This is a genomic window from Sanguibacter sp. HDW7, assembly GCF_011300875.1.
GTDB lineage: Bacteria > Actinomycetota > Actinomycetes > Actinomycetales > Cellulomonadaceae > Flavimobilis.
This window is the reverse complement of the sequence record NZ_CP049862.1, coordinates 293,788-315,937: the sequence shown is the minus strand read 5'-3', so window position 1 is coordinate 315,937 and position 22,150 is coordinate 293,788. Positions and strand designations below refer to the sequence as shown.

General features: G+C 69.5%; 27 protein-coding genes and 1 tRNA gene. 26 read left to right on the top strand and 2 right to left on the bottom strand.

From position 1 onward, the window contains the following. The first annotated feature begins 120 nt into the window (after nt 1–120). From G7063_RS01390 to G7063_RS01370, 5 genes are all read left to right on the top strand, one after another. On the top strand, nt 121–1,008 hold the full coding sequence (locus G7063_RS01390; RefSeq protein ID WP_166412744.1) for a hypothetical protein: 888 nt from the start codon (nt 121–123) through the stop codon (nt 1,006–1,008). Continuing rightward, nucleotides 1,001–1,159 (top strand): hypothetical protein, encoded by a 159-nt coding sequence (locus G7063_RS01385; RefSeq protein ID WP_166412743.1) that lies wholly within the window; start codon nt 1,001–1,003, stop codon nt 1,157–1,159. Before G7063_RS01390 ends, G7063_RS01385 begins: the two co-directional genes overlap by 8 nt. Next, on the top strand, nt 1,152–1,544 hold the full coding sequence (locus G7063_RS01380; protein ID WP_166412742.1) for a hypothetical protein: 393 nt from the start codon (nt 1,152–1,154) through the stop codon (nt 1,542–1,544). The genes G7063_RS01385 and G7063_RS01380 overlap by 8 nt, the downstream gene beginning before the upstream one ends. 194 nt (nt 1,545–1,738) lie before the next feature. Continuing rightward, entirely contained in the window at nt 1,739–2,452 is a 714-nt protein-coding gene (locus tag G7063_RS01375) for an IBR domain-containing protein (protein WP_166412741.1), read from the top strand. 267 nt (nt 2,453–2,719) lie between these two features. Next, nucleotides 2,720–2,792: transfer RNA gene (locus G7063_RS01370), tRNA-Met, on the top strand. A 119-nt stretch (nt 2,793–2,911) separates the two neighbouring features. Here the strand turns inward: G7063_RS01370 and G7063_RS01365 are convergent. Further along, the gene (locus G7063_RS01365; RefSeq protein WP_166412740.1) at nt 2,912–3,238 is read right to left on the bottom strand and encodes a hypothetical protein; all 327 of its coding nucleotides are present in this window, start codon (nt 3,236–3,238) and stop codon (nt 2,912–2,914) included. Between the two features lie 592 nt (nt 3,239–3,830). Here G7063_RS01365 and G7063_RS01360 point away from each other — a divergent pair. The 17 genes from G7063_RS01360 (at nt 3,831) to G7063_RS01280 (ending at nt 14,866) form a co-directional block, all read left to right on the top strand. Then, complete coding sequence (locus tag G7063_RS01360; RefSeq protein ID WP_166412739.1) at nt 3,831–4,370, top strand: hypothetical protein; 540 nt, start codon at nt 3,831–3,833, stop codon at nt 4,368–4,370. Beyond that, nucleotides 4,370–6,031, top strand: a complete 1,662-nt coding sequence (locus G7063_RS01355) for a large terminase (RefSeq protein ID WP_166412738.1) — start codon at nt 4,370–4,372, stop codon at nt 6,029–6,031. The genes G7063_RS01360 and G7063_RS01355 overlap by 1 nt, the downstream gene beginning before the upstream one ends. Before the next feature lie 13 nt (nt 6,032–6,044). Then, entirely contained in the window at nt 6,045–7,463 is a 1,419-nt protein-coding gene (locus G7063_RS01350; protein WP_166412737.1) for a phage portal protein, read from the top strand. Beyond that, the gene (locus G7063_RS01345) at nt 7,460–8,470 is read left to right on the top strand and encodes a hypothetical protein (RefSeq protein ID WP_166412736.1); all 1,011 of its coding nucleotides are present in this window, start codon (nt 7,460–7,462) and stop codon (nt 8,468–8,470) included. Before G7063_RS01350 ends, G7063_RS01345 begins: the two co-directional genes overlap by 4 nt. Before the next feature lie 57 nt (nt 8,471–8,527). Then, entirely contained in the window at nt 8,528–9,229 is a 702-nt protein-coding gene (locus G7063_RS01340) for a hypothetical protein (protein ID WP_166412735.1), read from the top strand. A 33-nt stretch (nt 9,230–9,262) separates the two neighbouring features. Beyond that, entirely contained in the window at nt 9,263–9,649 is a 387-nt protein-coding gene (locus G7063_RS01335; RefSeq protein ID WP_166412734.1) for a potassium transporter, read from the top strand. Nucleotides 9,650–9,660: 11 nt separating this feature from the next. Beyond that, nucleotides 9,661–10,680 carry a major capsid protein gene (locus tag G7063_RS01330; RefSeq protein WP_166412733.1) on the top strand — a complete coding sequence of 340 codons (1,020 nt, stop codon included), beginning with the start codon at nt 9,661–9,663 and terminating at the stop codon, nt 10,678–10,680. 63 nt (nt 10,681–10,743) lie between these two features. Continuing rightward, a complete protein-coding gene (locus G7063_RS01325) occupies nt 10,744–11,040 on the top strand; it encodes a hypothetical protein (RefSeq protein ID WP_166412732.1) in 297 nt (98 codons plus the stop codon). A gap of 14 nt (nt 11,041–11,054) precedes the next feature. Continuing rightward, on the top strand, nt 11,055–11,459 hold the full coding sequence (locus tag G7063_RS01320) for a hypothetical protein (protein ID WP_166412731.1): 405 nt from the start codon (nt 11,055–11,057) through the stop codon (nt 11,457–11,459). After that, complete coding sequence (locus G7063_RS01315; protein ID WP_166412730.1) at nt 11,452–11,841, top strand: DUF6093 family protein; 390 nt, start codon at nt 11,452–11,454, stop codon at nt 11,839–11,841. Before G7063_RS01320 ends, G7063_RS01315 begins: the two co-directional genes overlap by 8 nt. Further along, a complete protein-coding gene (locus G7063_RS01310; RefSeq protein WP_166412729.1) occupies nt 11,838–12,233 on the top strand; it encodes a hypothetical protein in 396 nt (131 codons plus the stop codon). Before G7063_RS01315 ends, G7063_RS01310 begins: the two co-directional genes overlap by 4 nt. Then, on the top strand, nt 12,233–12,649 hold the full coding sequence (locus tag G7063_RS01305) for a hypothetical protein (protein WP_166412728.1): 417 nt from the start codon (nt 12,233–12,235) through the stop codon (nt 12,647–12,649). The genes G7063_RS01310 and G7063_RS01305 overlap by 1 nt, the downstream gene beginning before the upstream one ends. A gap of 69 nt (nt 12,650–12,718) precedes the next feature. Beyond that, nucleotides 12,719–12,907, top strand: a complete 189-nt coding sequence (locus G7063_RS01300) for a hypothetical protein (RefSeq protein WP_166412727.1) — start codon at nt 12,719–12,721, stop codon at nt 12,905–12,907. Beyond that, nucleotides 12,904–13,425 carry a hypothetical protein gene (locus G7063_RS01295; protein WP_166412726.1) on the top strand — a complete coding sequence of 174 codons (522 nt, stop codon included), beginning with the start codon at nt 12,904–12,906 and terminating at the stop codon, nt 13,423–13,425. Before G7063_RS01300 ends, G7063_RS01295 begins: the two co-directional genes overlap by 4 nt. A 110-nt stretch (nt 13,426–13,535) precedes the next feature. Continuing rightward, entirely contained in the window at nt 13,536–13,805 is a 270-nt protein-coding gene (locus G7063_RS01290) for a hypothetical protein (RefSeq protein ID WP_166412725.1), read from the top strand. Between the two features lie 15 nt (nt 13,806–13,820). Then, nucleotides 13,821–14,546: a hypothetical protein gene (locus tag G7063_RS01285; RefSeq protein WP_166412724.1), complete on the top strand. Its 726-nt coding sequence runs from the start codon at nt 13,821–13,823 to the stop codon at nt 14,544–14,546. 80 nt (nt 14,547–14,626) lie between these two features. Beyond that, entirely contained in the window at nt 14,627–14,866 is a 240-nt protein-coding gene (locus G7063_RS01280) for a hypothetical protein (RefSeq protein ID WP_166412723.1), read from the top strand. Here G7063_RS01280 and G7063_RS01275 read toward each other — a convergent pair. Further along, nucleotides 14,863–15,153: a hypothetical protein gene (locus tag G7063_RS01275; RefSeq protein ID WP_166412722.1), complete on the bottom strand. Its 291-nt coding sequence runs from the start codon at nt 15,151–15,153 to the stop codon at nt 14,863–14,865. The two genes, G7063_RS01280 and G7063_RS01275, sit on opposite strands and share 4 nt — an antisense overlap. A 40-nt stretch (nt 15,154–15,193) precedes the next feature. Between G7063_RS01275 and G7063_RS01270 the strand changes: the two genes are divergently transcribed. The 4 genes from G7063_RS01270 (at nt 15,194) to G7063_RS01255 (ending at nt 22,143) form a co-directional block, all read left to right on the top strand. Then, nucleotides 15,194–19,378: a tape measure protein gene (locus G7063_RS01270; protein WP_166412721.1), complete on the top strand. Its 4,185-nt coding sequence runs from the start codon at nt 15,194–15,196 to the stop codon at nt 19,376–19,378. Nucleotide 19,379: 1 nt separating this feature from the next. Further along, on the top strand, nt 19,380–20,186 hold the full coding sequence (locus G7063_RS01265) for a hypothetical protein (protein ID WP_166412720.1): 807 nt from the start codon (nt 19,380–19,382) through the stop codon (nt 20,184–20,186). A 122-nt stretch (nt 20,187–20,308) separates the two neighbouring features. Then, the gene (locus G7063_RS01260) at nt 20,309–21,331 is read left to right on the top strand and encodes a DUF5047 domain-containing protein (RefSeq protein ID WP_166412719.1); all 1,023 of its coding nucleotides are present in this window, start codon (nt 20,309–20,311) and stop codon (nt 21,329–21,331) included. Then, the gene (locus G7063_RS01255) at nt 21,331–22,143 is read left to right on the top strand and encodes a hypothetical protein (RefSeq protein ID WP_166412718.1); all 813 of its coding nucleotides are present in this window, start codon (nt 21,331–21,333) and stop codon (nt 22,141–22,143) included. The genes G7063_RS01260 and G7063_RS01255 overlap by 1 nt, the downstream gene beginning before the upstream one ends. Nucleotides 22,144–22,150 lie beyond the last annotated feature (7 nt).

Below are 22,150 nucleotides of genomic sequence, written 5' to 3'. Positions count from 1 at the left end.
CATGCACCGCATCCTCAACGCCCTGACCACCCGCCGCTGCCACGGCTGCTCGGACCCGTCTCCGCACTCTCACCACCTGACCGCGTGGGGCCGCAAGCGCTACACGGGCCGGTGGTCCCGATGAGCAGCCCGATCACCGCGGACGAGCGCGCCGCCCTGCGCGAAACGGTCGCCACGCTCAATGCCGCGTGCGAGGTAGGCGACCCCACCCGACCACTCCTGGACGAGCGCACCACGCTGGCGCTGCTCGTCCAGGTGGCGACGCAGGTCCCGCGCCTGCTCGACGCGCTCGACACCGCCGAAGCCGAGCGTGACGAGGCTCGCGCCGAGCTCGCCGTCGCAAGGCAGCACCAGCGGGAGGCGTCCCTCACGATCCGGTCCGTCGAGGGCCTGCGCAAGGAGCGCGACGACGCCCTCGCCGAGAGCGACCAGACCCTCGCCCGTCAGCGTGAGTGTCTGAGGTCCCGTGAGGAGCAGGTGCGGCGTCTCCGAGCCGAGGTGACCCGCCTGCACGCACTCGTCGCAGACCTGCGCGCCGCCACCTCGCCCGCGTGGGACGAGGACACCGTGACCGAGGTCGTCGCAGGCATCCTCCGCGACTCCCCCAGCGGGTACGCAGCCGACAGGTGCGCGTGCGGGTGGGTCTACACCGGCCTCGACGGTGACCTCGACCAGCACGTCGCGACTCACATCCTCGCCGTCGTCCGCCGTCACCTGCCCGTCCGACCCGGCCGGGAGACCATCGCGCGGGCGATTCTCGCCCGGTACTCGTCGTTCGACCCGCTCTCCGCGTACGGCATCGCTGACGCCGTGCTCGACCTGTTGCCGGGTGAGTCCCGCGCCACCGTGCAAGCCGAAGCACTCCGCGAGTTCGCGGACACGCGAGGCGTGAACGTGGGCGATGACGACGACGAGTGGTGGCGCGGCTACCGGCAGGCGCAGCGCGAGTGCCTGCACGACGCCTCCGCCCGCGCCGACCGACTCGAGAACGGAGCCGAACGTGGCTGACACCGAGCCGACCGAGTGCGAGTGCGGACGCCTCTTCCCCACCTGGGCCGAGTGGCAGCGACACTCCCAGCGCCCCAACGGCTACAACCCACCAGGACCCGGCACCCACCGCCGCGTCCTCCGCATCCCGAGGGAGACCCGCCGTGACTGACCGCCCCCGCATGCCCGAGAGCATGGCGAGCCGCAACCTCGCCCACCTCGACGCGCTCACCCTCGCCGTCTGCCACCTCCGAGACCGCACCTACTCGCGACGGCGCTTCCTCGACGAGGCCGCACGCCTCGCCGACTGGTACAACATCGACCACATCAACGAACGCCGAGCCGCCGCGAAGGCCACCGCCGATACTGCCGACAGGCCTCGCCTCGCGTCCCCTGAGCACGCGGCCACGTACCCCCTCCGCCTCGTCGTCATCCGCGACCTGAACGCCGAGGGCTGGCCCGAGTGGACCGTCTGCCTCGGGACACAGGACATCAGCACGCACGCCACCCACGCTGAGGCGATCACCGCCGCCGACAAGCTCGCACGCCAGCACTGACCGCCCCCCTCGCGGCCCCGCACCACACCAGGTGCGGGGCCGCTGTCACGCACGAAAGGAACGCACCCCGTGATCGTCACCTGCGACCGATGCGGCCGCGAGTTCTGGGCGCCAACTCCCCACGCCTCAGAAGCCGTCCGCGCCCGCCACCGACGCACCTGCACCCGACGCCGCAAGACCACCAAGGAGACGCCGTGACCGACGCCAAGACCGCGCTCGAAGCCAGCCGCAACCTCGCATGGATCGCCAACCACTGGCCCGACCTCGAAGCCGCCCTCACCCCCGGCGGCGGCAACGCACTCACCGGCATGCCCCGCACCGACAGCACCGGCATCCCCATCAACATCCACGTCTCCGACCTCATGCGCGAAATCGACGACCACGCCCGGCACCTCTGCCTCCAACTCATCGACGAAACCCACGACATCACCGACATGCCCCCCACACCCGCAGCACGCCTCCACCTCGCCGCCCAGCGCTACGGCCACTGGTGCGCCGCCGACCCCACCACCGCACACACCTACACCGACACCGCCCACGACTACCGCGAGAAAACCCGCCGCGTCCTCGAAAAGCCCCTCGCACCCACCTACCTCGGCCCCTGCCCCACCCCCGACTGCGACGGCGAGCTCTACCAGCGCGGAGCCACAACACGCCTCACCTGCCCCGCCTGCCACCACGAAACCGACGTCACCACCCAACGCGCCTACCTCGCCGAGCAGATGGAAGAACGCCTCATGACCCTCAGCGAGATCACCTCCGCCCTCGTCGTCGCAGGCCACCCCGTCCCCCACTCCACCGTCCGCCGCTGGGCATCCAGCCGACGCCTCCGCCACATCACCGACGGCCTCTACAAGTTCACCGACGCACTCACCCTCGCCGAGCACCGAGCCGCCCGAACCGCTTGACGCCAACCCCAGTGAGCACTACGGTGTGCCATAGTGGGTTTCACCCATCGAAAGAACCAGGCCCGGACATCACCAGATGCCGGGCCTCAGTCGTCCCACCAGACGACACGGCGTCAACGCGGGCCGGGCAACGTCATTGACCCGCGAAGGCCGCTTGGGGAGTCTTACCGCCCGGAGCATCTCCTCCCCCCAACAGCGCGACCTGCGCCACCCACGGCAGCCCCTGACTGCCACCGCTCGCCCCGGTCAAGACACGGGGCGAGCCCACGCCGAGTAGAGCAACGGCAGCTCGCAGGGCTCATACCCCTTGAGGTAGCGGGTTCGACTCCCGCCTCGGCAACGAGACCCCCACGTTCTAGGCCGTGGGGCGTCGACCAGCCTCCTCGTCACGGCAAGAGCCGTCGACCAACACTCGCCGCCACGCGCGACCGACGCGAGCCACCGCGACGAGGAGACCAACTAGAACTGCTCGAGCGCAGAACCCAGAATCTCGTCCGTCGAGAACTCCGACATGTTGCGCACCGACGCGAGCAAGAACACGCCAATCGACGCAAGAGCGCCCGAGTAGGCCGTCATGAAGTGAACCAACTCGTTCCACGCCGCGATCATCCCCTCACGGCTATGAGCCAGCGCTGCGTTCTCAAACCTCTCCGTGATCGCATCAAGTTCGGCCTGAGTCGACGCTGCCATCGCAACGCCCGGGTCCCTCCCATCATTCAAGGCATCCGACACGTTGCGGATCGTCGCTGCTGCTGCGGGGGCCTTCTCGGCCAGCGGGTTCGTCATGAGACGAGCCTCCCACGCACCACCGACACCGGGCCACCACCCCCTCCCCCGCCACCCTCCGAGACCGCGGGGTTCTGCTCTTTCTGGGGCCTACGGGTTCGGGGCCTTTCTGGTGGTGGTCATTCCCCTGGGCGGAGGTGTCTGGTGCCTCGTGCTCCGAAGGCGTGTGCCCGGCTTGGCTGTGAGGTTCGCGTGTCGGGCCGGACGTACTGCGATGAGCATGCGCGGCGGCCGTTGTCGGCGTCGTCGCTTGCGGCGCGGGACCCGGAGGAGAGGGCTCGTCGCGCTGAGGTCGTGGCTGCGTGGGTCGTGGTGCACGGCTGGGTCTGTCCCGGCTGGGAGCGCCCGTCTCATGAGTCGCGGGATCTGACGGCGGCTCACTCGACGGCTGTCGCTCGTGGCGGTGTCGGGTCTCGTCTCACTGTCCTGTGTCGCAGCTGTAACAGCCGCCAGGGCACGTCTCCGTCCTGATCTCCGGCATGGCGTCGGGACGTTTCGTCTCCGACATGGAGGTCTCATCATGGCTGGTCCTGCTCCGAAGCATCCGAGTGTGCGCGCTCGGAAGAACAACCCGAAGGCTGGGTTTCGTGTCTTGCCGGCTGATGGCCGTGAGGGTGCGGCGGTCCCTCCGTGGCCGCTGCAGCCTGACGTCGAGAAGCAGGCGGCGTTCGAGCTCGCTCGTGACCGTGTGGCTGCTCTGCAGGTCGAGGTCGAGGAGGCGGAGGACGGTCGGACGAAGGGCCGTCTGCGTCGGGATCTGAACAAGAACGAGATGCTTGTGGCGACGCTGGGTCTGCAGATCGAGCAGGCGCGTGACGCTGAGGTCGCGCTGTGGGCTGATCTGTGGGCGATGCCGCAGGCTGCGATCTGGGAGGAGTCCCACTCGGGCCGTGAGGTTGCTCAGTACGTGCGCTGGAAGATCCGCGCCGAGCAGGGCGACCTCAAGGCTGCCACTGAGGCGCGGATGCTGTCTGACCGGCTGGGCCTGAACCCGAAGGCGCTGATGTCGCTGCGTGCGGAGATCGAGCGCGCGGAGGAGGCGGAGGACCGCGGGGAGCGTCGTCGTGAGACGCGCAAGCCGAAGCCGAAGTCGGGTGAGGACCCGCGCGGCGGCCTGTACGCGGTGGGCTGATGGGTCTCCTCGTCGTTCCGGGTGCGGACGCTGAGCCGTGGCCGACGATCGGCGGTGAGGTCTGCGACTTCATCGAGGAGCGTGCGGTCTACGGTCCGGGGTCGCTGCAGGGGCAGCCGTATGTGATCGACCCGGAGTTCCGGGCGTTCATCTACAGGCTGTTCGAGGTGTACCCGCAGGGCCATCCGTGGGCTGGCCGTCGTCGGTTCAAGCGTGGCGGGCTGTCGGTCCGCAAGGGCCTGGCCAAGACGGAGAAGGAAGCGCTGCTCGTCTACGCGCACATCCACCCTGAGGGGCCTGGGAAGTGCGACGGGTTCGACGCCGACGGGCACCCTGTGGCTGCGCCGGTCATGTCGCCCTACGTGCCGATGCTCGCGTTCTCGCTCGACCAGGTCGAAGAGCTCGCCTATGGGGCGCTCAAGTACGTCATCGAGAACGGCCCGGACTCGGATCTGTTCGACGTGTCGCTCGAGCGTGCGCTGCGGCTCGACGACTGGGGGCGTTCGGACGGTGGCGCATGGCCGCTGGCGAACGCGCCGGACTCGCGTGACGGTGGCCGCACGACGCTGAACGCGTTCGACGAGCCGCACCGTCTGCATCTGCCTCGGCACATCAAGGCGCACGAAACGATGGCTGCGAACCTTGCGAAGCGCCCGCTCGAGGACCCGTGGTCGCTGTACGTGGGGACGGCGGGCGAGCTCGGGCAGGGGTCGGTCGCGGAGAACCTGCACGCTGAGGCTGAGGCGATCCGGGACGGCAAGATCGAGCGCCCTGACTTGTTCTACCTGTACCGCACGGACGACGGCGGGCACGACCTCGAGGTGAAGGCCGAGAGGACCAAGGCGGTTGCTGAGGCGACCGGTCCCGCCGGCGAGTGGGGTCCGGGTCAGTTCGACGACATCGCGTCGCAGTGGGACCGGCCTGGCGTGGACAAGGCGTACCTCGAGCGGGTGTGGCTGAACCGCTGGGTGAAGTCGGGGCAGCAGGCGTTCGATGTGAAGCGCTGGTCGGATCTCAAGCACGAGGGCGGTGACGTCGACAAGCCGCTGCGTGGTCGTATCCCTGCGGGGGCGCCGGTCGCGGTGGGGTTCGACGGTGCGCGCCGTCGTGACTCGACGGCGTTCGTCATCACGGACCTGCTCACGGGCACGCAGGAGATCGCTGGCCTGTGGGAGAAGGACCTCGACGACGACGAGTGGGAAGTCCCCGAGGCTGAGGTCGATCAGACGGTCGAGCACATCTTCTCTCGCTACAACGTGTGGCGCCTGTACGGCGACCCGCCGTACTGGGTGACCGAGATGGGCGTGTGGGCCGGGAGGCACAAGGGGCTCGTCGAGGAGTGGTGGACGAACCACTACAAGAAGGCGGCCTACGCGATACGCGCGTACCAGGAGGCGATCGCGTCCGGCGCGGTCGGCTGGACTGCGTCGGACCCGCACGCTCCCGAGCTCGCGCGGCACATCGCGGCGGCGGGGCAGGTCAAGCTCAAGAACATCGTCGACGACGAGGGTAAGCCGCTGTACATCCTCGGGAAGATCCACCCCGACCGGAAGTTCGATGCCGCGATGGCGGCCATGCTCTCGTGGCAGGCGTACCTCGACGGCGTGAAGGCCGGCCAGGCTAAGCCGCACGTTCCCGCTCGCCCACGACGCATCAGGTGACAGGAGGCGACGCGTGAGCATCGACGTCAAGACTGTGCAGAGCCCCGGTTGGTGGCTGCAGCGACTGTCGCGGAAGATGGACGACCGTCAGAAGATGGTCAGCGACCTGTTCGCTCGCTACGAGGGCGACGCCCCGGTGCCGTCGTCGCTGCGTGACGCTCCGGAGTCGGCGAAGCGATTCTTCAAGGCGGCGCGTACCGCGTTCGCTGAGATGATCGTGAAGTCGGTGAAGTACCCCCTGCGGCTGCAGGGTGTTGCGACCGGGGTCGACACGGGCGAGGGCGGCGACCCGGCGGCGTGGCGGATGGTCGTCCGCTCGGGCATGCGCACGGAGGGCGACGACGCGATCCGTCTCGCGCTCACGGCGGGCAACGGCTACGCGATCGTCGGCATGCACGGCGATGAGCCTCGGTACACGTCGGAGGACCCGCGGCAGGTCGTGACGATCCACGACCCCGTGGTGCAGTCCGAGGTGCTCGCCGCCGCAAAGTTCTTCCACCACGACGTCGACGAACGCGCCTACGCGTACCTCTACCGGCCCGGCCGGGTGTGGCGCGCATTCACGGACCGCAAGCGACCGAACGGCGCACGGTTCGCGTCGTCGTGGAAATGGGACCCCGAGTTCGGCGGCGAAGAGGGGCAGGCGCTCCCCGAGGGCTGCGAGAAGCTCGTGCCTGTGTTCCGGTACCGGAACGAGGAGGGCGTGGGCGAGTTTCAGCGCCACCGGGACCTGCTTGACCGCCTGGATCACATGGTGCTGCAGGGTATGTCGATCGCGACCTACCAGGCGTTCCGTCAGCGCGCGCTCAAGATCGACCCGAAGGATATGCCCGCCGAGGACCCTGAGACCGGCGCTGAGATCGACTACAACGACGTGTTCTCCGCCGACCCAGGGTCGCTGTGGACCCTGCCCCCGACGGCTGACCTCTGGGAGTCGGGGAACGTCGATCTGACGCCCGTATGGACCGGCATGGAGAAGTTCACCCAGCAGCTGTCGGCGGTGACGTTCACGCCGCTGGCGATGTTCTCGCCTGAGGGGCAGAACCAGTCGGCTGCTGGCTCGGCGTTCGCTCGTGAGGGTCGGACGTTCAAGATCGAGGACCGGCAGGACCGGTTCGGGGAGACGCACGCTCGTGCGCTCGCCGCGCTGTTCCTCATGACGGGCGACACGGAGCGGTCGCGATTCGAGGATCTCGACATCATCTGGCGGCCGGCGGAGCGCTACTCGCTCGCGGAGAAGGCCGATGCGGCAGTGAAGGCGAAGGCTTCCAACGTGCCGTGGCACACGATCATGCGTGACGTGTGGCAGTACTCGCCCGAGCAGATCGCGCGCATGGAGTCCGAGCGGGTGGACGATCTCTTCCTGACCGGTGCGGCGGCGAGCACGGCACTGCCTGCTGACGATGCTGCTGGGGACGCGGTGCAGCCGTGAGCGTCGCGCGTGCGCGGTCGCTCGTCGATATGGAGACGGCCGCGCAGGCCAAGGTCGAGCGCGAGGCGGTCGCTCGCGCCGTAGCCGCGGTGGGTGCCGTCGAGTCCTGGTATATGCCTGCCGACGTGCAGGCGCTGTCACGGCAGATCGGCGCGACCGCACGGTCAGCGTCGCGCGCCGCGGCAGGGACCACGGATGCGTACCTGACGCGCATGCTGTCGATGATGCTCGACGCGCCCGCGAAGAGCGTCGGCGTGCTCGACCTGTCGACTCCGCTGCGCGCCGGTGTCGAGTCCTACGAGCAGGTATACGCGCGCGTCGCCGAGCACGTGCGCTACCTCGAGTCCACAGGGATGTCCCGGTGGGAGGCCGTCGAACGGGCGCAGACCCGCGTCGACGCGATGGTCCGCACAGACCTCGCGCTCGCACGGCGAGGGCAGTCGCGGGCCGTGTACGCGGGGACGCCGCGTGTCACGGGGTACAGGCGCATCATCCGCCCTGAACTGTCGACGACGGGGACGTGCGGGCTGTGCGCTGCGGCGTCGGGGCGGGTGTATTCGCGCGACACGCTGCTGCCGATCCACTACCGGTGCAAGTGCACGACCATGCCGATCCTCGGCGAGAACGACCCCGGTCGCGAGATCGACGACGAGACGCTCGCGCAGATCTACGACGCGGCCGGGTCGACAGGCGCGGCCGACCTCAAGCAGGTGCGGTTCACCGTCGTGCAGCACGCCGAGCTCGGGCCGACGCTCGTCGACCCGAAGCACCGTTCGACACACCCCGGTACGCGGCCCAGTGCGGCGCCACGGAGTGCGCGTGGCCCGCAGCGCCCGTCGATGCCCGTAGACCCGGCCCGGATGCTCGCCGCTGAGATCCGCGCGCTCGAGTCGCGGCTCCCGATGCTCGAGGCCCGCGCCGCAACCGGTGAGCCGGGACTCGACCAGGCGATCGCGTACCAGCGTGAGCGCATCGCACTGCTCGGCACGCGGCTCCGCGCGCTCTGACCACGGCATGCCCGTCACGGGCTGCTGACACATCCGACCTCCGACAGGGAGACCAGCATGAGCAAGAGCCTGTACCGTCCCGCGACCGACTCGATCGACCCCACGGCGCCCGGTGGCGTCGAGGCGATGCTCGCGTTCCACCGCCTCACGTTCGGTGACGCCCGCATGGAAGCCGAGGGAGACGGCGGCGAGGGTGAGGGCGAGGCTGCTGCCTCGTTCAAGGACCCCGACACGGGCGACACCTACGCGTTCCCGCCGAACACGCCGGTGAAGGACATGACCGAGGGGCAGAAGAGCGAGTACTGGCGCCACAAGGCGCGCAAGCACGAGGACCGCGTCAAGACGATGAGCGACTACGAGACGCTCAAGGCCGAGCGCGACGCCCTCAAGTCGAAGCACCTCACCGACGACGAGAAGGCGCTCGACGCCGCGACGACCAGCGCCGCCGAGAAGGCCCGCGCCGAGGTCCGCAGCGAGTACGCCGCACGCCTCGTCACCGCCGAGTTCCGCGCCGCCAACTCCGGCCGCATCCCGGCCGACAAGCTCACCGCCGTCCTCGACGGCATCGAGCCCACCAAGTTCCTCACCGCAGACGGTGAGGTCGACACCGACAAGGTGCAGACGTTCGTCGACGGCATCGCGCCGGCGAAGAGCGAGAAGTGGCCCGACATGGGCCAGGGACGACGCTCGCAGGGCGACTCGAAGAGCGTGGCCGCCGGCCGCGACCTCTACAGCAGTCGCCACGCGAAGAAGTCCTGACCCACACCCCCATCCGCACGGAAGGAAACCACCATGCCCCGTCTCACGACTGAGACCTTCGGCGGCGGCGACCAGTCCTGGCTCGGGTCCACGCACGGCATCGCCAACGCGCGCACCGAGGTCCTCGACATCTCCGCCTTCACCGCCGGAACGCACTACCCCAACGGCTACATCCCGTCCGGTACGCCGGTCGCGAAGGTCGGGGGCGTTCTCGTCCCCTACGACAAGACCGAGGCCACCACGACGGCCGCTGGCGTTCTCGCCGGGTTCATCCTCACGGACCAGCGCGTCGTCGGCACCGCCGACTTCGCGGTCCCGCTGCTCGACCACGGTCGCGTCCGCGCGTCCAAGGTGCCCAACTCCTTCGTCGCTCCCGTGGCCGCTGAGAAGCGCGCCGCCACGACGATCGTCTACGTCTGAGAGGGGGAGCAATGGCTCTCTGGACCGACATCATCACCCCGGCCGAGCTGACCGGGTACATCCGCGAGGACCTCTCGGCCGTCGAGCAGCGTCGCGGTTCGCTCGCGCGCTTCCTCCCGAACCGAGTCGTGCCCGACATCGTCGTGCGCTTCATCGCTGGCCAGGCAGGGCTCGTCCCCGAGGCTGAGTTCCGCGCCTACGACGCCGAGCCGACGGTCGGCAAGCGCCCCTCGGGTAAGCGCACCGTCCTCGAGCTCCCCGCGATCGGGCAGAACATCCCGGTCTCGGAGTACGACCAGCTCCGCACGCGCAACGCGTCGGACGACGTCCTGCTCGAGCAGATCCTCTCGACGGCGCGCCGGGTCGTTCTCGCGGTCGCTGACCGCATGGAGCGGCTCCGTGGCGTCGTGCTGTCGACGGGTGTCGCGACGATCCCCGAGATCGGTGCGGCGGACGCCTTCGGGCGGTCGGCGTCGCACACGGTCACGGCGTCCGCGCTGTGGGACTCGGCGACGTCGGTCTCGCGTCTCGCGGACCTGCAGACGTGGTCGGACGCCTACGAGGCGACGAACGGCGTCGCGCCGGGTGCCATCCTCATGTCGCGCAAGGCGCTCCGCGTCCTCGCGCAGGGCGACGAGTTCAAGACGTCGCTCGTCGGCGGCGGCTCGCGTCCCGCCACGGTCGCGGACGTCAACTCGATCATCGAGGGCGCCGGTCTCCCCCCGGTCGAGGTCTACACGCGCCGCTCGGCGTCGGGCCTCATCCTCCCCGAGAAGGAGGTTCTCCTCCTCCCGGCTCCGGTCGAGCCGGACGCGTGGGAGGACACGCAGCTCGGTGCGTCGTTCTGGGGGCAGACGCTGTCCTCGTCCGAGGCGGGCTGGGGCATCGAGGAGTCGGAGCAGCCCGGCATCGTCGCGGGCGTGTACCGCAACGAGAAGCCGCCGATGATCGCGGAGGTCGTGTCCGACGCGATCGGCATGCCGGTCCTCGCGAACGCCGACCTCTCCTTCAAGGCGACCGTCCTCGCGTGACCGATCCCCGTGGGGCGCAGCATCATCGTTGCGCCCCACGGGACGCCCAGAAAGGGGCTGAGCATGGCGAAGATCCGTCACGACCTCGTCGGGGTCGTGCACCCGTACACCGCCGACGGCATCCCCGCCGGCTTCCACCTCTCCGCGGGTGACGACGTGCCGGACGGCATCGTGGTCGGCCCGCACCTCCTCGACGGTGACGTCCCGGAGGAGCCCGCCGAGCCCGCGGGTGACGACGCGCCGGACGGTCGCGCATCACGTGACACGTGGGCGGCCTACGCCGACAAGATCGGCGCGGCCTACCCCGAGGACGCGTCCAAGGCCGACATCCGCGCTGCCGTCGAGGCTCACACGGCCTGACCTGAGGAGGGCGCATGAGCACGCTTGGCGTCACCCCCAGCGACATCAGGGACGCAGGTTTCGGCCTCGCGATCCCCGGAGGTACGACCGTCGATGCGCAGATCCAGAAGCTCATCGACAAGGCCGAGGAGCGGCTGCTCGCAGCCGTACCGTCCATCCCCCGCCGTATCGCGGCGGGCACTCTCCCGGCGGCTCTCGCCAAGGGTGTCGTCGAGGACATGGTGCTGCGGGTCATCAAGAACCCGCGGGCGCTGCGTCAGATGGGCGTGGATGACTTCCAGGCGACGATCGACACGGCGGTGTCCTCCGGGGCGCTGTACGTGACGGGCGACGAGAGGGCGCTGCTCGCTCCCCCACTGCGGGGGGCGGTCGGTAGCGTCCGGATCGGCCTGCCAGGGTGGAGGCTGCCCGGTGCGTGACGTGATGCTGTACGCCCGGCAGGTCGGTGCGACGCTCGCGGAGTCGCTGTTCATCGACTCGGCTCGCGTCGAGCGTGCGGGCGCGAAGGACCCACTCACGGGTCTCCCGGTGCTGTCGCTCGTCTATCGCGGCGAGTGCAAGGTGCAGGAGTCCCGCGTCCCGACCGGTACCGAGCTGGAGGCGGGTGGGCACGAGTACGTGGTGCACACGCGCCAGGTGCACTTCCCCGTCGCGGCATTCACGCCGGAGCCGGGGATGCTCGTCACGGTCGAGTCGGCGGGCGTCGACGAGACGCTCGTCGGCCGCACGTTCCGTGTCTCGCGGCGGCCCGGCAAGACGACGGCTACCGCGATGCGGCTCACCGTCGAGGACCCGTCATGACGTCGCTTGAGTCGTCGGGTTTCGCTGAGGCGATCGAGGCGTTTGCTGCGGCTGAGTCTGCGGTGGAGTCGCAGGCTCGTGCGGTGGTTGAGCGTGGCGCGGTGAACATCAAGAAGCAGCTGCAGCGCGAACTCAGCGGGTCGAAGCACTTCAAGGGCATCGCTCGTGACGTGTCCTACGACATCCGTACGGCGGGTGCGTTCGGTGGCGGTGTCATCGAGGCGGAGATCGGGCCGGAGTCGGTGCCGGGTAGTGCTGGCAATCTCGCGAACGTCGCGTACTTCGGGACGTCGCGGGGTGGTGGCACGGTCCCTGACCCGTCGCTGGCTCTCGCGGCTGAGGTGCCGAAGTTTGAGCGCGAGCTGGCTCGGCTCGTCGGGGAGGGGCTGTGATGCTCGCTCACATCGAGTCGATCAAGGCCGCGCTGGTCCCGCTCGGTTGGCAGGTGCACTACGTGAACGTGCCAGAGCCGCCGACGTTCCCATACGTGCTGCTGTGGTCGGGGACGGGCGATCCGGGGTCGGAGCCGCCGCTGTGCGGCCCGATGGATGATCTCGAGGCGGTCGTCGGCGTGACGGTCGTGGCGGGGTCGCCGGAGGGCGTGCTGATGGTGCAGTCGGCTGTCCGCGCGGTCCTCTCGCCCGGTGACGCTCGCACGCGGCTGACTGTCGCTGGCCGGGCGGCGTCGCTCAAGCGCACTGGCGGCCAGACGGTGCAGGTGGATCGGGACGTGAAGATCCCCGGCACGAACACGAGCCCGGCGTTCTCGGTCGACCTGTACGACCTGCACTCCACCCCCGCCACCTAACCCACCCATCCCTCTGTAGCCCCCCACGCGCCGCGTGCTGGGGCTGCTCGTCATGCCCAGGAGGCACTCATGGCGTTCGTCGAGGTCTACCGGAAGGACACCGGGGAGAAGGTCCGGGTGCCTGAGTCGCACCTGCGGATCTTCCCGGAGTCGTTCACCCGCACTCCCCGCCGTCCGGCGGAGGTCAAGGCCGCTCCGGCGGCATCCACCACCAAGCCCGCGGACAAGCCCGCGGTGAACCCGAAGGAGGACGCATGAGCGTCAAGACTCTCGCGGACGGCAACGTCAAGGTCACGCTTCTCGCTGCCAAGCCCGCCGACAAGAACGCGATCGTCCTGACCGCGCTCACGGACGTGGGCGCGAAGGACATCAGCTGCAACATCCTCTCGAACGACTTCGACTACGGGCCGACGGGCTCGGAGACGGTCGACGAGAAGCCGCTGTGCGCGGAGGGCAACGGGCAGACGCCCGGCCTCTCCAACTACTCCGGCGGCATGACGGTGTTCCGGTACTGGGACCCGGCGACGGGCCTGGCGGACAGCACCGACGACTTCCTGTGGGAGGCCGTCAAGGAGAAGGGCACGACCCTCTACCTCGCGGTGCGTGACTCGCACAAGAAGTCGAAGGAGGCGTGGACGGCGGGTGACGAGTACCGCTACTTCGAGGTCGTGACGGACGACCCGCAGCGTGGTGACCGGGCGGGCTTCATCAAGTACCGCGTGACGCTCCTGCACCAGGACGCGGCGCTCGACAAGCTCGTCGTCGCCGGGCCGTGATCTTCCCGGCTCTCTAGACCCCGCGCGGCCCCGTTCTTCCACGGGTCCGGGGCCGCGCGGACCACCCCGTTCTACCTGACCCGTGACGAGACCCGCGGAGGCGGTTCCCCATGAGCATCACCATCCCTGGCGTGCCCGAGTTCCTGACGCGCGAGCAGTACCTCGCTCTGCTGCGCGCTATCGGCTTCGAGCCCGACGACATCCGCGAGATCCGCTACGCGCACGACGGCGTGCACGCGCTCCTGTTCGCGCGCGATGAGCACGGACGCAAGCGGATCGATCCGAGCACCTCGAGCTACTACAAGCATCGCGTGTTCATCCCCATCCGCGACGAGGACGGCGACGAGCGCACCACCCGCATTACCCCCGCGAAGAACTGACCCGTGGAGAGACCCGTGACTGACATCAACGTGAGCGCCGAGAGCGCGCAGACGATCGACCTCGAGGCGTGGCTGGGCGGCGCGACCGTCGCCGAAGCATCCGTCGAGGTGTACCAGCGGCCCGACCTGCTCGCTCGCATCGAGGAGTGGCAGCGCCGCTACGAGCGCGCCGAGCAGTCGGACATCGGCGAGCGTTCGGCTGGCGAGGAGGACCCGCTGGCTGCGCTCGAGGCTGAGGGGGAGGCGCTGGTCGCCGAGCTCGAGGCATCCAAGAGCGTGTGGTTCCTGCGGGCGCTGTCGTCTGCGGATGAGAAGGCTATCGACGAGGCGCACCCGTTCCCGGAGCGCCCGGAGGTGTTCGCGGAGAAGCCGCCGTTCATGCAGGCGCGTCCGACGGAAGCGCAGGCGCGCGCGTTCTCGCAGGCATACGAGGCGTGGGGTGTGCGGAAGAAGATGTTCGACGCCGAGCACGCCGCGGAGACGGACGCCTACGTGCAGGGGGCGACGGCGGCTCTCATCGCGCGTGGCGTGGAGAAGATCGTGCGTGCGCTCTCGCGGATCGAGGTGGGCGGTGAGGTCATCGCCTCGTCGATCACGCTCGAGCAGGCGCAGGGTCTCCCGGCGCGGCTGGGTGAGGTGCAGGTCGGGAAGATCATCACCGCGATCGACACGGCGACGAACCTCGAGCCTGCGGTGCCCGCGGGTTTTGGGCGTCGCGGCTCGGGGACGACCCAGGACTGATCCGCGCTCTCCGGACGGCGCGCGCCTGGGGTGCGCGCCCGACGGAGTTCCTGGGGTCCTGGTCCGGCCGGGACCGGGAGATGGCCCTCGCGCTGTCGATCTACGAGGACGGCATGACCGCTGACGGCCTGCCCGCATCCGTGGTCTACGGCGACGAGCGCGGCACGTGGCTCGAGGCCAAGCCGCGCATCAACTACGCCGAGGCCGCCCGGCAGCAGTGGCACAAGGACAACCCGAACCCTGAGCCGGGAACCGTCCTCGAGATCGTCGACACGTGGCCCGGCGAGCCAGCGGAAGGCGACGACAACGAGGCGGGCTAGCCGCGTTCGAAGATCAGCCGCTTCACGTCAAGGCTCTCAACGACCGTCGACTCGTGCACGAGCCGGTAGCCACGATCCATCGCGCCGAGGACCACCGTTTCGTATGAGGGCGTGCGCATGTTGATCGTGACGATCACATCCGGCCGCCCGTCGAACGTCTCCGCGAAGAACGTGTCGGCGTTCTTCTCGGCTTTATCTCGGGCGCGCTCGCCTTCGGCAAACGAGAAGTAGCCGATCACTCCCGCGAAGAGCAGGAAGCCGACGACGACGGCAATCAAGAAACCCATGTGCACATCCAATCGCATATCGACCCGACGGGGGTAGTTCATGGCTGAGCGCAACATCTCGGTTCGCCTCCGGGCAGAGGTCGGCGAGTTTCGTCGGGCGCTCGGCCAGGGCGTGCTCTCCCTCAAGGAGATGCAGGCCGCTGCGACCAAGACCGAGTCCGTCATGGACAAGGCCAAGTCCGAGATGGCGACTGCAGCGAAGCGTGTCGAGGCTGCGGAGAAGCAGCTCGCGCGCACGCAGAAGGACTCGACCAAGACGGCCAGCCAGAAGGCTGCCGCCGAGGTGAAGCTGCAGCACGCGCTCGACAAGCACAAGAAGGCTACTGACGCGGCGGTGCAGGCTGAGGCGAAGCATCGTGTCTCGCTGCAGCAGGTGGCGAAGGCGCAGGAGACGGCGGCGACGGCGGCTGGTCGGACGGCGCAGCGGATCAAGGACAACACCGACGCGTACCAGAAGGCTGGCGGTGTGCTCGCGGCTGCGGGTGCGGCGACGACGGGCCTTGTGGTCGCGACGGTCAAGACGGGTGTGGCGTACAACAGCCTGCAGCAGTCGTCGCGGGCGGCGCTCAAGACGATGCTTGGCGGCGCTGAGGCTGTCAACGCGCAGATGGGCGAGCTCGACAAGTTCGCCAAGACGTCGCCGTTCTCGAAGCAGACGTTCATCTCGGCGCAGCAGCAGATGCTCGCGTTCGGCATCGAGTCGAAGAAGGTCATCCCGTACCTGTCGGCGATCAACGACGCGACCGCGGCGGCAGGCGGCAACAGCCAGATGCTCGGCGAGCTCGCGTTCGTCATGGCGCAGATCAGTGCGGCCGGGAAGATCACCGGGCAGGATCTGATCCAGTTCGGGCAGCGCGGTGTCAACGCCGCCGAACTCATCGGCTCGCAGATGGGCCTGACGGGCGCCGAGATCAAGGCGCACATCACGAAGGGCACGCTGGGCGCTGATGTGGCGCTGGATGCTCTCGCGGCTGGCATGTCGGAGAAGTTCGCGGGCGCGTCGGCGAACGTGAAGCAGACGTGGGACGGCGCGACGGACCGCGTGCGATCGGCGATCCGTGACATCTCGGCGCTGCTCGCCGCCCCGCTCGTGGACCCCGAGTCCGGCGGCGCGGCAGTCGGCTGGGCGAACGGTCTCGCGGACGCGCTGCGCAACGTCGAGGGCACACTCAAGGACCTGCCCGGCCCGGTGCGCGTCGTCGCGTCCGCGCTCGTCGCGGCCGGTGGTGGCGCGACCACGCTCGCGGGCGGTCTCCTCATCGCGCTGCCCCGCATCATCGCCACGCGGGAGGCAATGCAGGCGCTCGCCGCATCCGGGTCGAAGATCCCCGGCGTACTCAAGGGCGCCGGCAAGGCCTCCCTCATCCTCGGCGGTCTCGCCATCGGCACCGCTGCGGCCAACGCGCTTGGCAACTGGGTGACGAGCGTCGGTGTCGCGGCGCCCGCGGTCGACGCTCTCACTGACGCTCTGCTCGGCCTCGAGAAGGCTGGTGACGGACGCTTCGTCCAGTCGCTCATCAGTGGTGACACCGGCAACGCCTCGTGGACCGACTGGGCGACGCCCGCGATTGCCCAGGCGGATGCCATCCGTGGGATCGCTGACGCGATGCGGGAGCTCAAGGGCGCGTCCGAAGAGGGCTGGTGGGAGAAGTGGGGCGCGGGAGCGCGCAAGTCCGGCAAGGGCAACGTGTTCTCGCTCTTCGTCGACACCGCGGCGTTCAAGCAGGCTGAGGAGTCGATCAAGAACCTCGACTCGGCGATGGCGCAGGTCGTCGCGAGTGGCGATGCGGAGGCGCTGGCGTCGGCTCAGGCGCTGATCGAGGCTGAGGCAGCGACGCTCGGGCTGACCCTCGATGAGGCTGCTACGCGGTGGATGCCGCAGTACACCGAGGCTCTGGCCGGTGTGGGTGCGGAGTCGGCAACGGCTGGTGCGGCGACGCTGCAGGCTGCGCTCGACGCGGAGGAGGCGGCGAAGGCCGCGAAGGCTGCGCAGGAGGAGTTGCAGCGCGCGTTCGATGACTTCTCGTCGCTGTACGGCGACGCGGCGGGCGCGTTCATCGACCTGGGGGGCGCCTATGACGCGGTGGTCGAGAAGAACAAGGCGCTCGCGGAGTCGACGGCTGCTGCGACGAAGGACTCGAAGGACTCGTGGGAGGACTTCTACGACGGCGTGTCCGTTTCCGCGTCGGACTACATCGCCGAGCTCGAGTCGCAGGTCAAGGCGCAGGGTGAGTGGAAGGCCAACATGGTCACGCTCGCAGGCAAGGTCTCCGAGGAGACGCTGGCCGAACTCGCGAACCTCGGCCCGGCTGGTGCGCCGCTCGTCGCGGAACTCGTCAACGCGACGGACAAGGAACTCTCCCGGCTTGACCTCGCGACGGTCGCGAAGAACGAGACCGACGCTTTCGTGCAGGCGATCGCCGGGGCGCAGGAGAACATCCCCATGCTCAAGGTCCTCGCGGACATGGGCCTCGCGCGAACCGCACTCGATCACTTCGTGGATGAGGCACAGCGCCGTCAGATCAAGATCAACATCACGGCCAACGGGGGCGGTGGCGGCGGTAAGGGCGCGGCGACGGCGAAGGCCGACGGTGGTTCGGTCGTCGGCCCGGGTACGGGGACGTCGGACAGCATCCCGGCGTGGCTGTCGAACGGCGAGCACGTCCTGACGGCGAGCGACGTCGCGAAGGCGGGTGGTCAGGGCGCGGTCTACCGCATGCGTGGGCTGATCCAGGCGGGTGCGCTGCGTTTCGCGTCGGGTGGCTCGGTGGGTATCGCCGGGTCTGGTGCGTCGGCGGTGGAGCGTGCGGCGGCTGCGGTGCGTCGTGAGCGTGCGCAGGTGAAGTCGGCGGAGAAGGCTGTCGAGCGTGCACAGTCGGCGTCGACGCGTGCGTCTCGGGCGTCGGCGGATACGTCGTCGAAGGACAAGTCGGCGAAGAAGCGGGCGCAGCAGGCGGCGCGTGACGCTCAGGACGCGGTCAAGGCTGCGCGGAAGGCTCTCGCGAAGGAGAAGGCCGACCTCAAGGCCGCGGAGAAGGCCTACGAGCAGGCGAAGGCCGCCCGCAAGGCGGAGAACGATCGCCGCGCGGACGTCCGGGATCGGCGTGCGGATCATGCGACGGATGAGCGTCGGGGTACGACCCGCGACCAGGTGAACTCGGGCTTGACCGGTGGCCTGTCCGCAGTGGACTCGGCTCTCGATCTGGCCAGCTCGGGCACGCTGTCGAAGGAGAAGTCGGCCGCGCTGCGGAAGGCTGCGCAGCAGGCCGAGAAGGATCTGACGAAGCAGTACGCGCTGCTCGAGAAGCAGAACGCCGAGATCGAGAAGTCGAAGGCGCTCCTGTCGGACGTGAAGGGGATGCACGACCAGGTCGCTCAGTCGATCATGGGCGAGGTCAAGCTCACGGACACGCTGTCGGCGGCGACGTCGAAGGTCGAGCAGCACTCCAATGGGCGCGGTGACATCTGGTACTCGGAGTCGACCTCGGGTGGTGGCACGAGCGCCGGAGCGATCCGTGCCTACGTGCAGGACAAGTTGACGAAGGTCCGGGCGTTCAACGGGCGGTTGAACGCCCTGCGGCTGCGGGGTGCGCCGAACGCGCTGCTGCAGGAGGTGCTGTCCGCTGGCATCGAGGGTGGCACGCAGCTGGCGAACGCTCTGCTGTCGGCCTCGGGCTCGGACTGGCAGGCGATCACGTCGACGTGGGCGGCGCTCGAGAGTGAGTCGTCGCGCACGGGTGACATCGCGACGCAATCGGCTTTCGGCACGACGACGGACGTGGTCCAGAAGCAGCTCGAGCGGCAGACGGCGGCTGCGGAGGATACGAAGGCGGCGATCGACCGGGTCGCGCAGATCCTCTCGGAGGCGACGGGGATCGCGCTGACGGGGTACGCGACGGGTGGCTGGATCACGGGCGGCGTCCGGGGCAGGGACTCGGTGCCGATCATGACGATGCCGGGTGAGCACGTGACGAACGCCGTGTCGGCGCGCTACAACGCGAACCTGCTCGAGCGGATCAACGCGACGCCGGGACCGGTCGCGGCTCCGCTCGTGGCGGTGCCCGTCGCGGCTGGTGTGGGGGCGTCGTCGGCGCCCGTGTACGTGACGATCCCTGACATCTACGTGCGCAACCCGATCACGGGTGAGGACGTGCGTGCGGTGGCTCGTCAGACGGTCCGGGCTGAGATCTCCTCGGCGGCGAACGCGATGCAGAGGGGGTACTGACATGCCGACTGGTGCTGATGGTGTGCTGACTGCGACGTGGCGTCCGGAGGCGGCGGCTGTGTCGCTCGAGGTGCTCGGGTCGGCGTGGTCGTCGGCGGTCGTCGAGGTGCGTGTCATGCGTCTGGTCGCGGGCGAGTCGGACGTGCCGGTGCGTGGCGCGGACCGTGTGCCTGCCGTCGGCGGGTACTGGGCGGGCTCGGATCACGAGCAGCCGCTCGGGTCGTCGGTCACGTATCAGGCGATCGGCTACACCGCGGCGGGCGTGGCTGTGCTCTCGAGCATGGTCACGGTCTCCACCGAGGGCGCCCCGCACGGCATCTGGCTCAAGGCAGCCGGACGCCCGAACCTCACGGTGCGGGGGACGGGGCGCGCGTCGGACGGCCCGGTGTCACAGACGCAGGGCGGCGTGTACGACGTCATCGGCGGCACGGGCGTCGCGGTCGCGTCGGTCGCTGGTGTCAACGCCTCGACCTACTCGCTGGTCGTGTCGTCGGAGGACGCGGGCGTGGAGGCGTCGATCCGTGCGCTGCTGTCGACGACGCGTGTCGTGCTCGTGCAGGACTGCGGGCACGACGTCATCGAGTCCGGCTGGTACTACGTCTCGCAGGTGTCCCGTGCGCCGCGTGACCCGCAGTACCTCCTGCCCGGACGCGTGCACACGCTGTCGCTGACGCGCACCGGAGTCCCCGCTGGCGGCGGCCAGGGTGTCATCGGCTGGTCGTGGGCTGCGGTGACGGCGACGTACCCGACGTGGAGCGCCGCGATGGCGGCGCATCCGACGTGGTTCGACCTGACGAGGGGCGCGTGATGCAGCAGGTCTCGGATCGTTTCCTGCCTGCGCTGGCGGGTCCTCACCGGGTGCAGATCATGGTGGAGGCTCGTCGGGGCACGCAGATCCTGTACTCAGGCGTGCCGGTGGTGGATGGGTCGGTGACGGTGGACGGGACGGCTGCGTGCCGTCGGTCGCTGTCGCTGACGGTGCCGCCGCGTCTGTCGACGGGCCTGTACACGGACCGCCCCGCGCTGCCGGACTCGCCTGCGCATCCGCTCGCGGCCTACGGGGCTGAGCTGCACGTGTCCTACGGGATCGTGTACACGGACGACAGCGTGGAGTGGATCAGGGCGGGCGTGTTCCGGGTCGACTCGGCGTCGGGGTCGCTGATGGGTGACGGCACGGTGCAGGTGACGGGGCGCTCGCGGGAGGCATGGCTGATCGACGCTCGCTTCGTCGCGCCGCGTACGGTGTCGGGACCGTCGACCACGAGCATCATGGCGGCGCTCATCCACGAGGTGCTGCCGAGCGTGGAGGTCGTCGTGTCCGCGCGCCGTGACGCGCGCGTGCCCACGACGACGTTCGAGGAGGACCGCGCGGGCGCGCTGACGTCACTCGCGGAGGCGATCGGCGCGGTCTGGTACGCCGACGCGTGGGGTCGCATCGTCATCGCGGACGCGCCATCGACGACCGGGACGCCGGCGTGGACGGTGCATGCCGGTGAGGGCGGTGTGCTCGTGTCGGCGTCGTCGTCGAGCTCGCGTGACGGCGTGTACAACGCGGTCATCGTGCGCGGCGAGTCGCCGTCTGGTGATTTTCCGCCGATGCAGGCGACTGTGTATGACGAGGACCCGACGTCGCCGACCAGGTGGGGCGACCCGATGACGGGCCGCTACGGCATGGTGCCGCGCTTCGAGTCGTATCCGACGGTGTCGACGCTCGAGCAGGCGCGCGCGGTCGGTCGCGGGCTGCTCGCGCAGTCTGTCGGGGCGGCGACCACCCTCGAGGCGTCGAGCGTGCCGAACCCTGCGCTTGAGCCGGGCGACCTCATCCACGTCATCACCGACCCCGCCGATCCGGCCGGGTCCGTGCGGGCGCACGTGGTCGACGGCTACACCCTCGGGCTCACCGCGGGGGCTGAGTTCGCTATCCGGACCCGTGACGTGAGGCAGGTGGCCTAGTGGATCTCGCTCAGGGTGTGCGCGCGGCGGTCGCGCGCGGACGGCAGTCGGGGTCCTACCTCGGCACCGTGACAGCGATCGACGCGACGGCGCTCGCGCTGACGATCGACATCGGCACCGGCACGCCCCTGACCGGGGTGCGCTGGGTCGGCTCCTACGCTCCCGTCGTCGGCGATTTCGTCACCGTGCTCCGCGCGGGCACGTCGTGGGTCGTCCTCGGCAAGCTCAGCAAGGATCTCACCGGGCCTGGGTTCGTCGAGCAGACGATGTACGTCGCCCCGGCCACGTGGGCGCTCGGCGGGGCATGGACCGACCAGGCACCCCCGGATGACTCCTGGGACTGGGGCGGCGCGCACGACTACATCCAGCAGGGCTCCGAGTGGGCCGACGAAGCCTACGGCTGGCGTGAGTACGCCGGGATCGCCTACTACCAGTCGCTGGCCGCGCAGGTCCCGGTGGGCGCGACGATCACTGCCGCTCGCGTGCGCATGGCTCGCATCGAGGCGATCTGGGAAGGCTCCTCAGGTGCGGCGCTCGTCGCGCCGGTGATCTCCGGGCACGCGCAGGCCACGCTCCCGCCGGCAGGCCGCACGCCCGCGGCGATGAAGCTCGCCGCGTACACGGACTGGCGGCCGGGTCGGCTCGCGGTCGGGCAGGCGTCGTCGTGGGCGCTGCCGTCCACGTGGCTGACGGCGCTCATGTCCGGGGCGATGACGGGCCTGATCTTTCACTCCGCGCGCGTCGACGACTTCGCCTGGTTCCAGACGGACCTCTCGGGCGTGCTCGAGATCACCTACCGACTGCCTGCCTGAGGAGGCT

Excerpts from the sequence above, each read along its gene's own strand:
- G7063_RS01300 (WP_166412727.1), top strand. The coding sequence starts at position 12,719 with ATGGCGTTCGTCGAGGTCTACCGGAAGGACACCGGGGAGAAGGTCCGG.
- G7063_RS01305 (WP_166412728.1), top strand. The coding sequence starts at position 12,233 with ATGCTCGCTCACATCGAGTCGATCAAGGCCGCGCTGGTCCCGCTCGGT.
- G7063_RS01270 (WP_166412721.1), top strand. The coding sequence starts at position 15,194 with ATGGCTGAGCGCAACATCTCGGTTCGCCTCCGGGCAGAGGTCGGCGAG.
- G7063_RS01365 (WP_166412740.1), bottom strand. The coding sequence starts at position 3,238 with ATGACGAACCCGCTGGCCGAGAAGGCCCCCGCAGCAGCAGCGACGATC.
- G7063_RS01330 (WP_166412733.1), top strand. The coding sequence starts at position 9,661 with ATGGCTCTCTGGACCGACATCATCACCCCGGCCGAGCTGACCGGGTAC.
- G7063_RS01295 (WP_166412726.1), top strand. The coding sequence starts at position 12,904 with ATGAGCGTCAAGACTCTCGCGGACGGCAACGTCAAGGTCACGCTTCTC.
- G7063_RS01275 (WP_166412722.1), bottom strand. The coding sequence starts at position 15,153 with ATGGGTTTCTTGATTGCCGTCGTCGTCGGCTTCCTGCTCTTCGCGGGA.
- G7063_RS01355 (WP_166412738.1), top strand. The coding sequence starts at position 4,370 with ATGGGTCTCCTCGTCGTTCCGGGTGCGGACGCTGAGCCGTGGCCGACG.
- G7063_RS01325 (WP_166412732.1), top strand. The coding sequence starts at position 10,744 with ATGGCGAAGATCCGTCACGACCTCGTCGGGGTCGTGCACCCGTACACC.
- G7063_RS01280 (WP_166412723.1), top strand. The coding sequence starts at position 14,627 with ATGGCCCTCGCGCTGTCGATCTACGAGGACGGCATGACCGCTGACGGC.
- G7063_RS01265 (WP_166412720.1), top strand. The coding sequence starts at position 19,380 with ATGCCGACTGGTGCTGATGGTGTGCTGACTGCGACGTGGCGTCCGGAG.
- G7063_RS01335 (WP_166412734.1), top strand. The coding sequence starts at position 9,263 with ATGCCCCGTCTCACGACTGAGACCTTCGGCGGCGGCGACCAGTCCTGG.
- G7063_RS01390 (WP_166412744.1), top strand. The coding sequence starts at position 121 with ATGAGCAGCCCGATCACCGCGGACGAGCGCGCCGCCCTGCGCGAAACG.
- G7063_RS01340 (WP_166412735.1), top strand. The coding sequence starts at position 8,528 with ATGAGCAAGAGCCTGTACCGTCCCGCGACCGACTCGATCGACCCCACG.
- G7063_RS01290 (WP_166412725.1), top strand. The coding sequence starts at position 13,536 with ATGAGCATCACCATCCCTGGCGTGCCCGAGTTCCTGACGCGCGAGCAG.
- G7063_RS01320 (WP_166412731.1), top strand. The coding sequence starts at position 11,055 with ATGAGCACGCTTGGCGTCACCCCCAGCGACATCAGGGACGCAGGTTTC.
- G7063_RS01310 (WP_166412729.1), top strand. The coding sequence starts at position 11,838 with ATGACGTCGCTTGAGTCGTCGGGTTTCGCTGAGGCGATCGAGGCGTTT.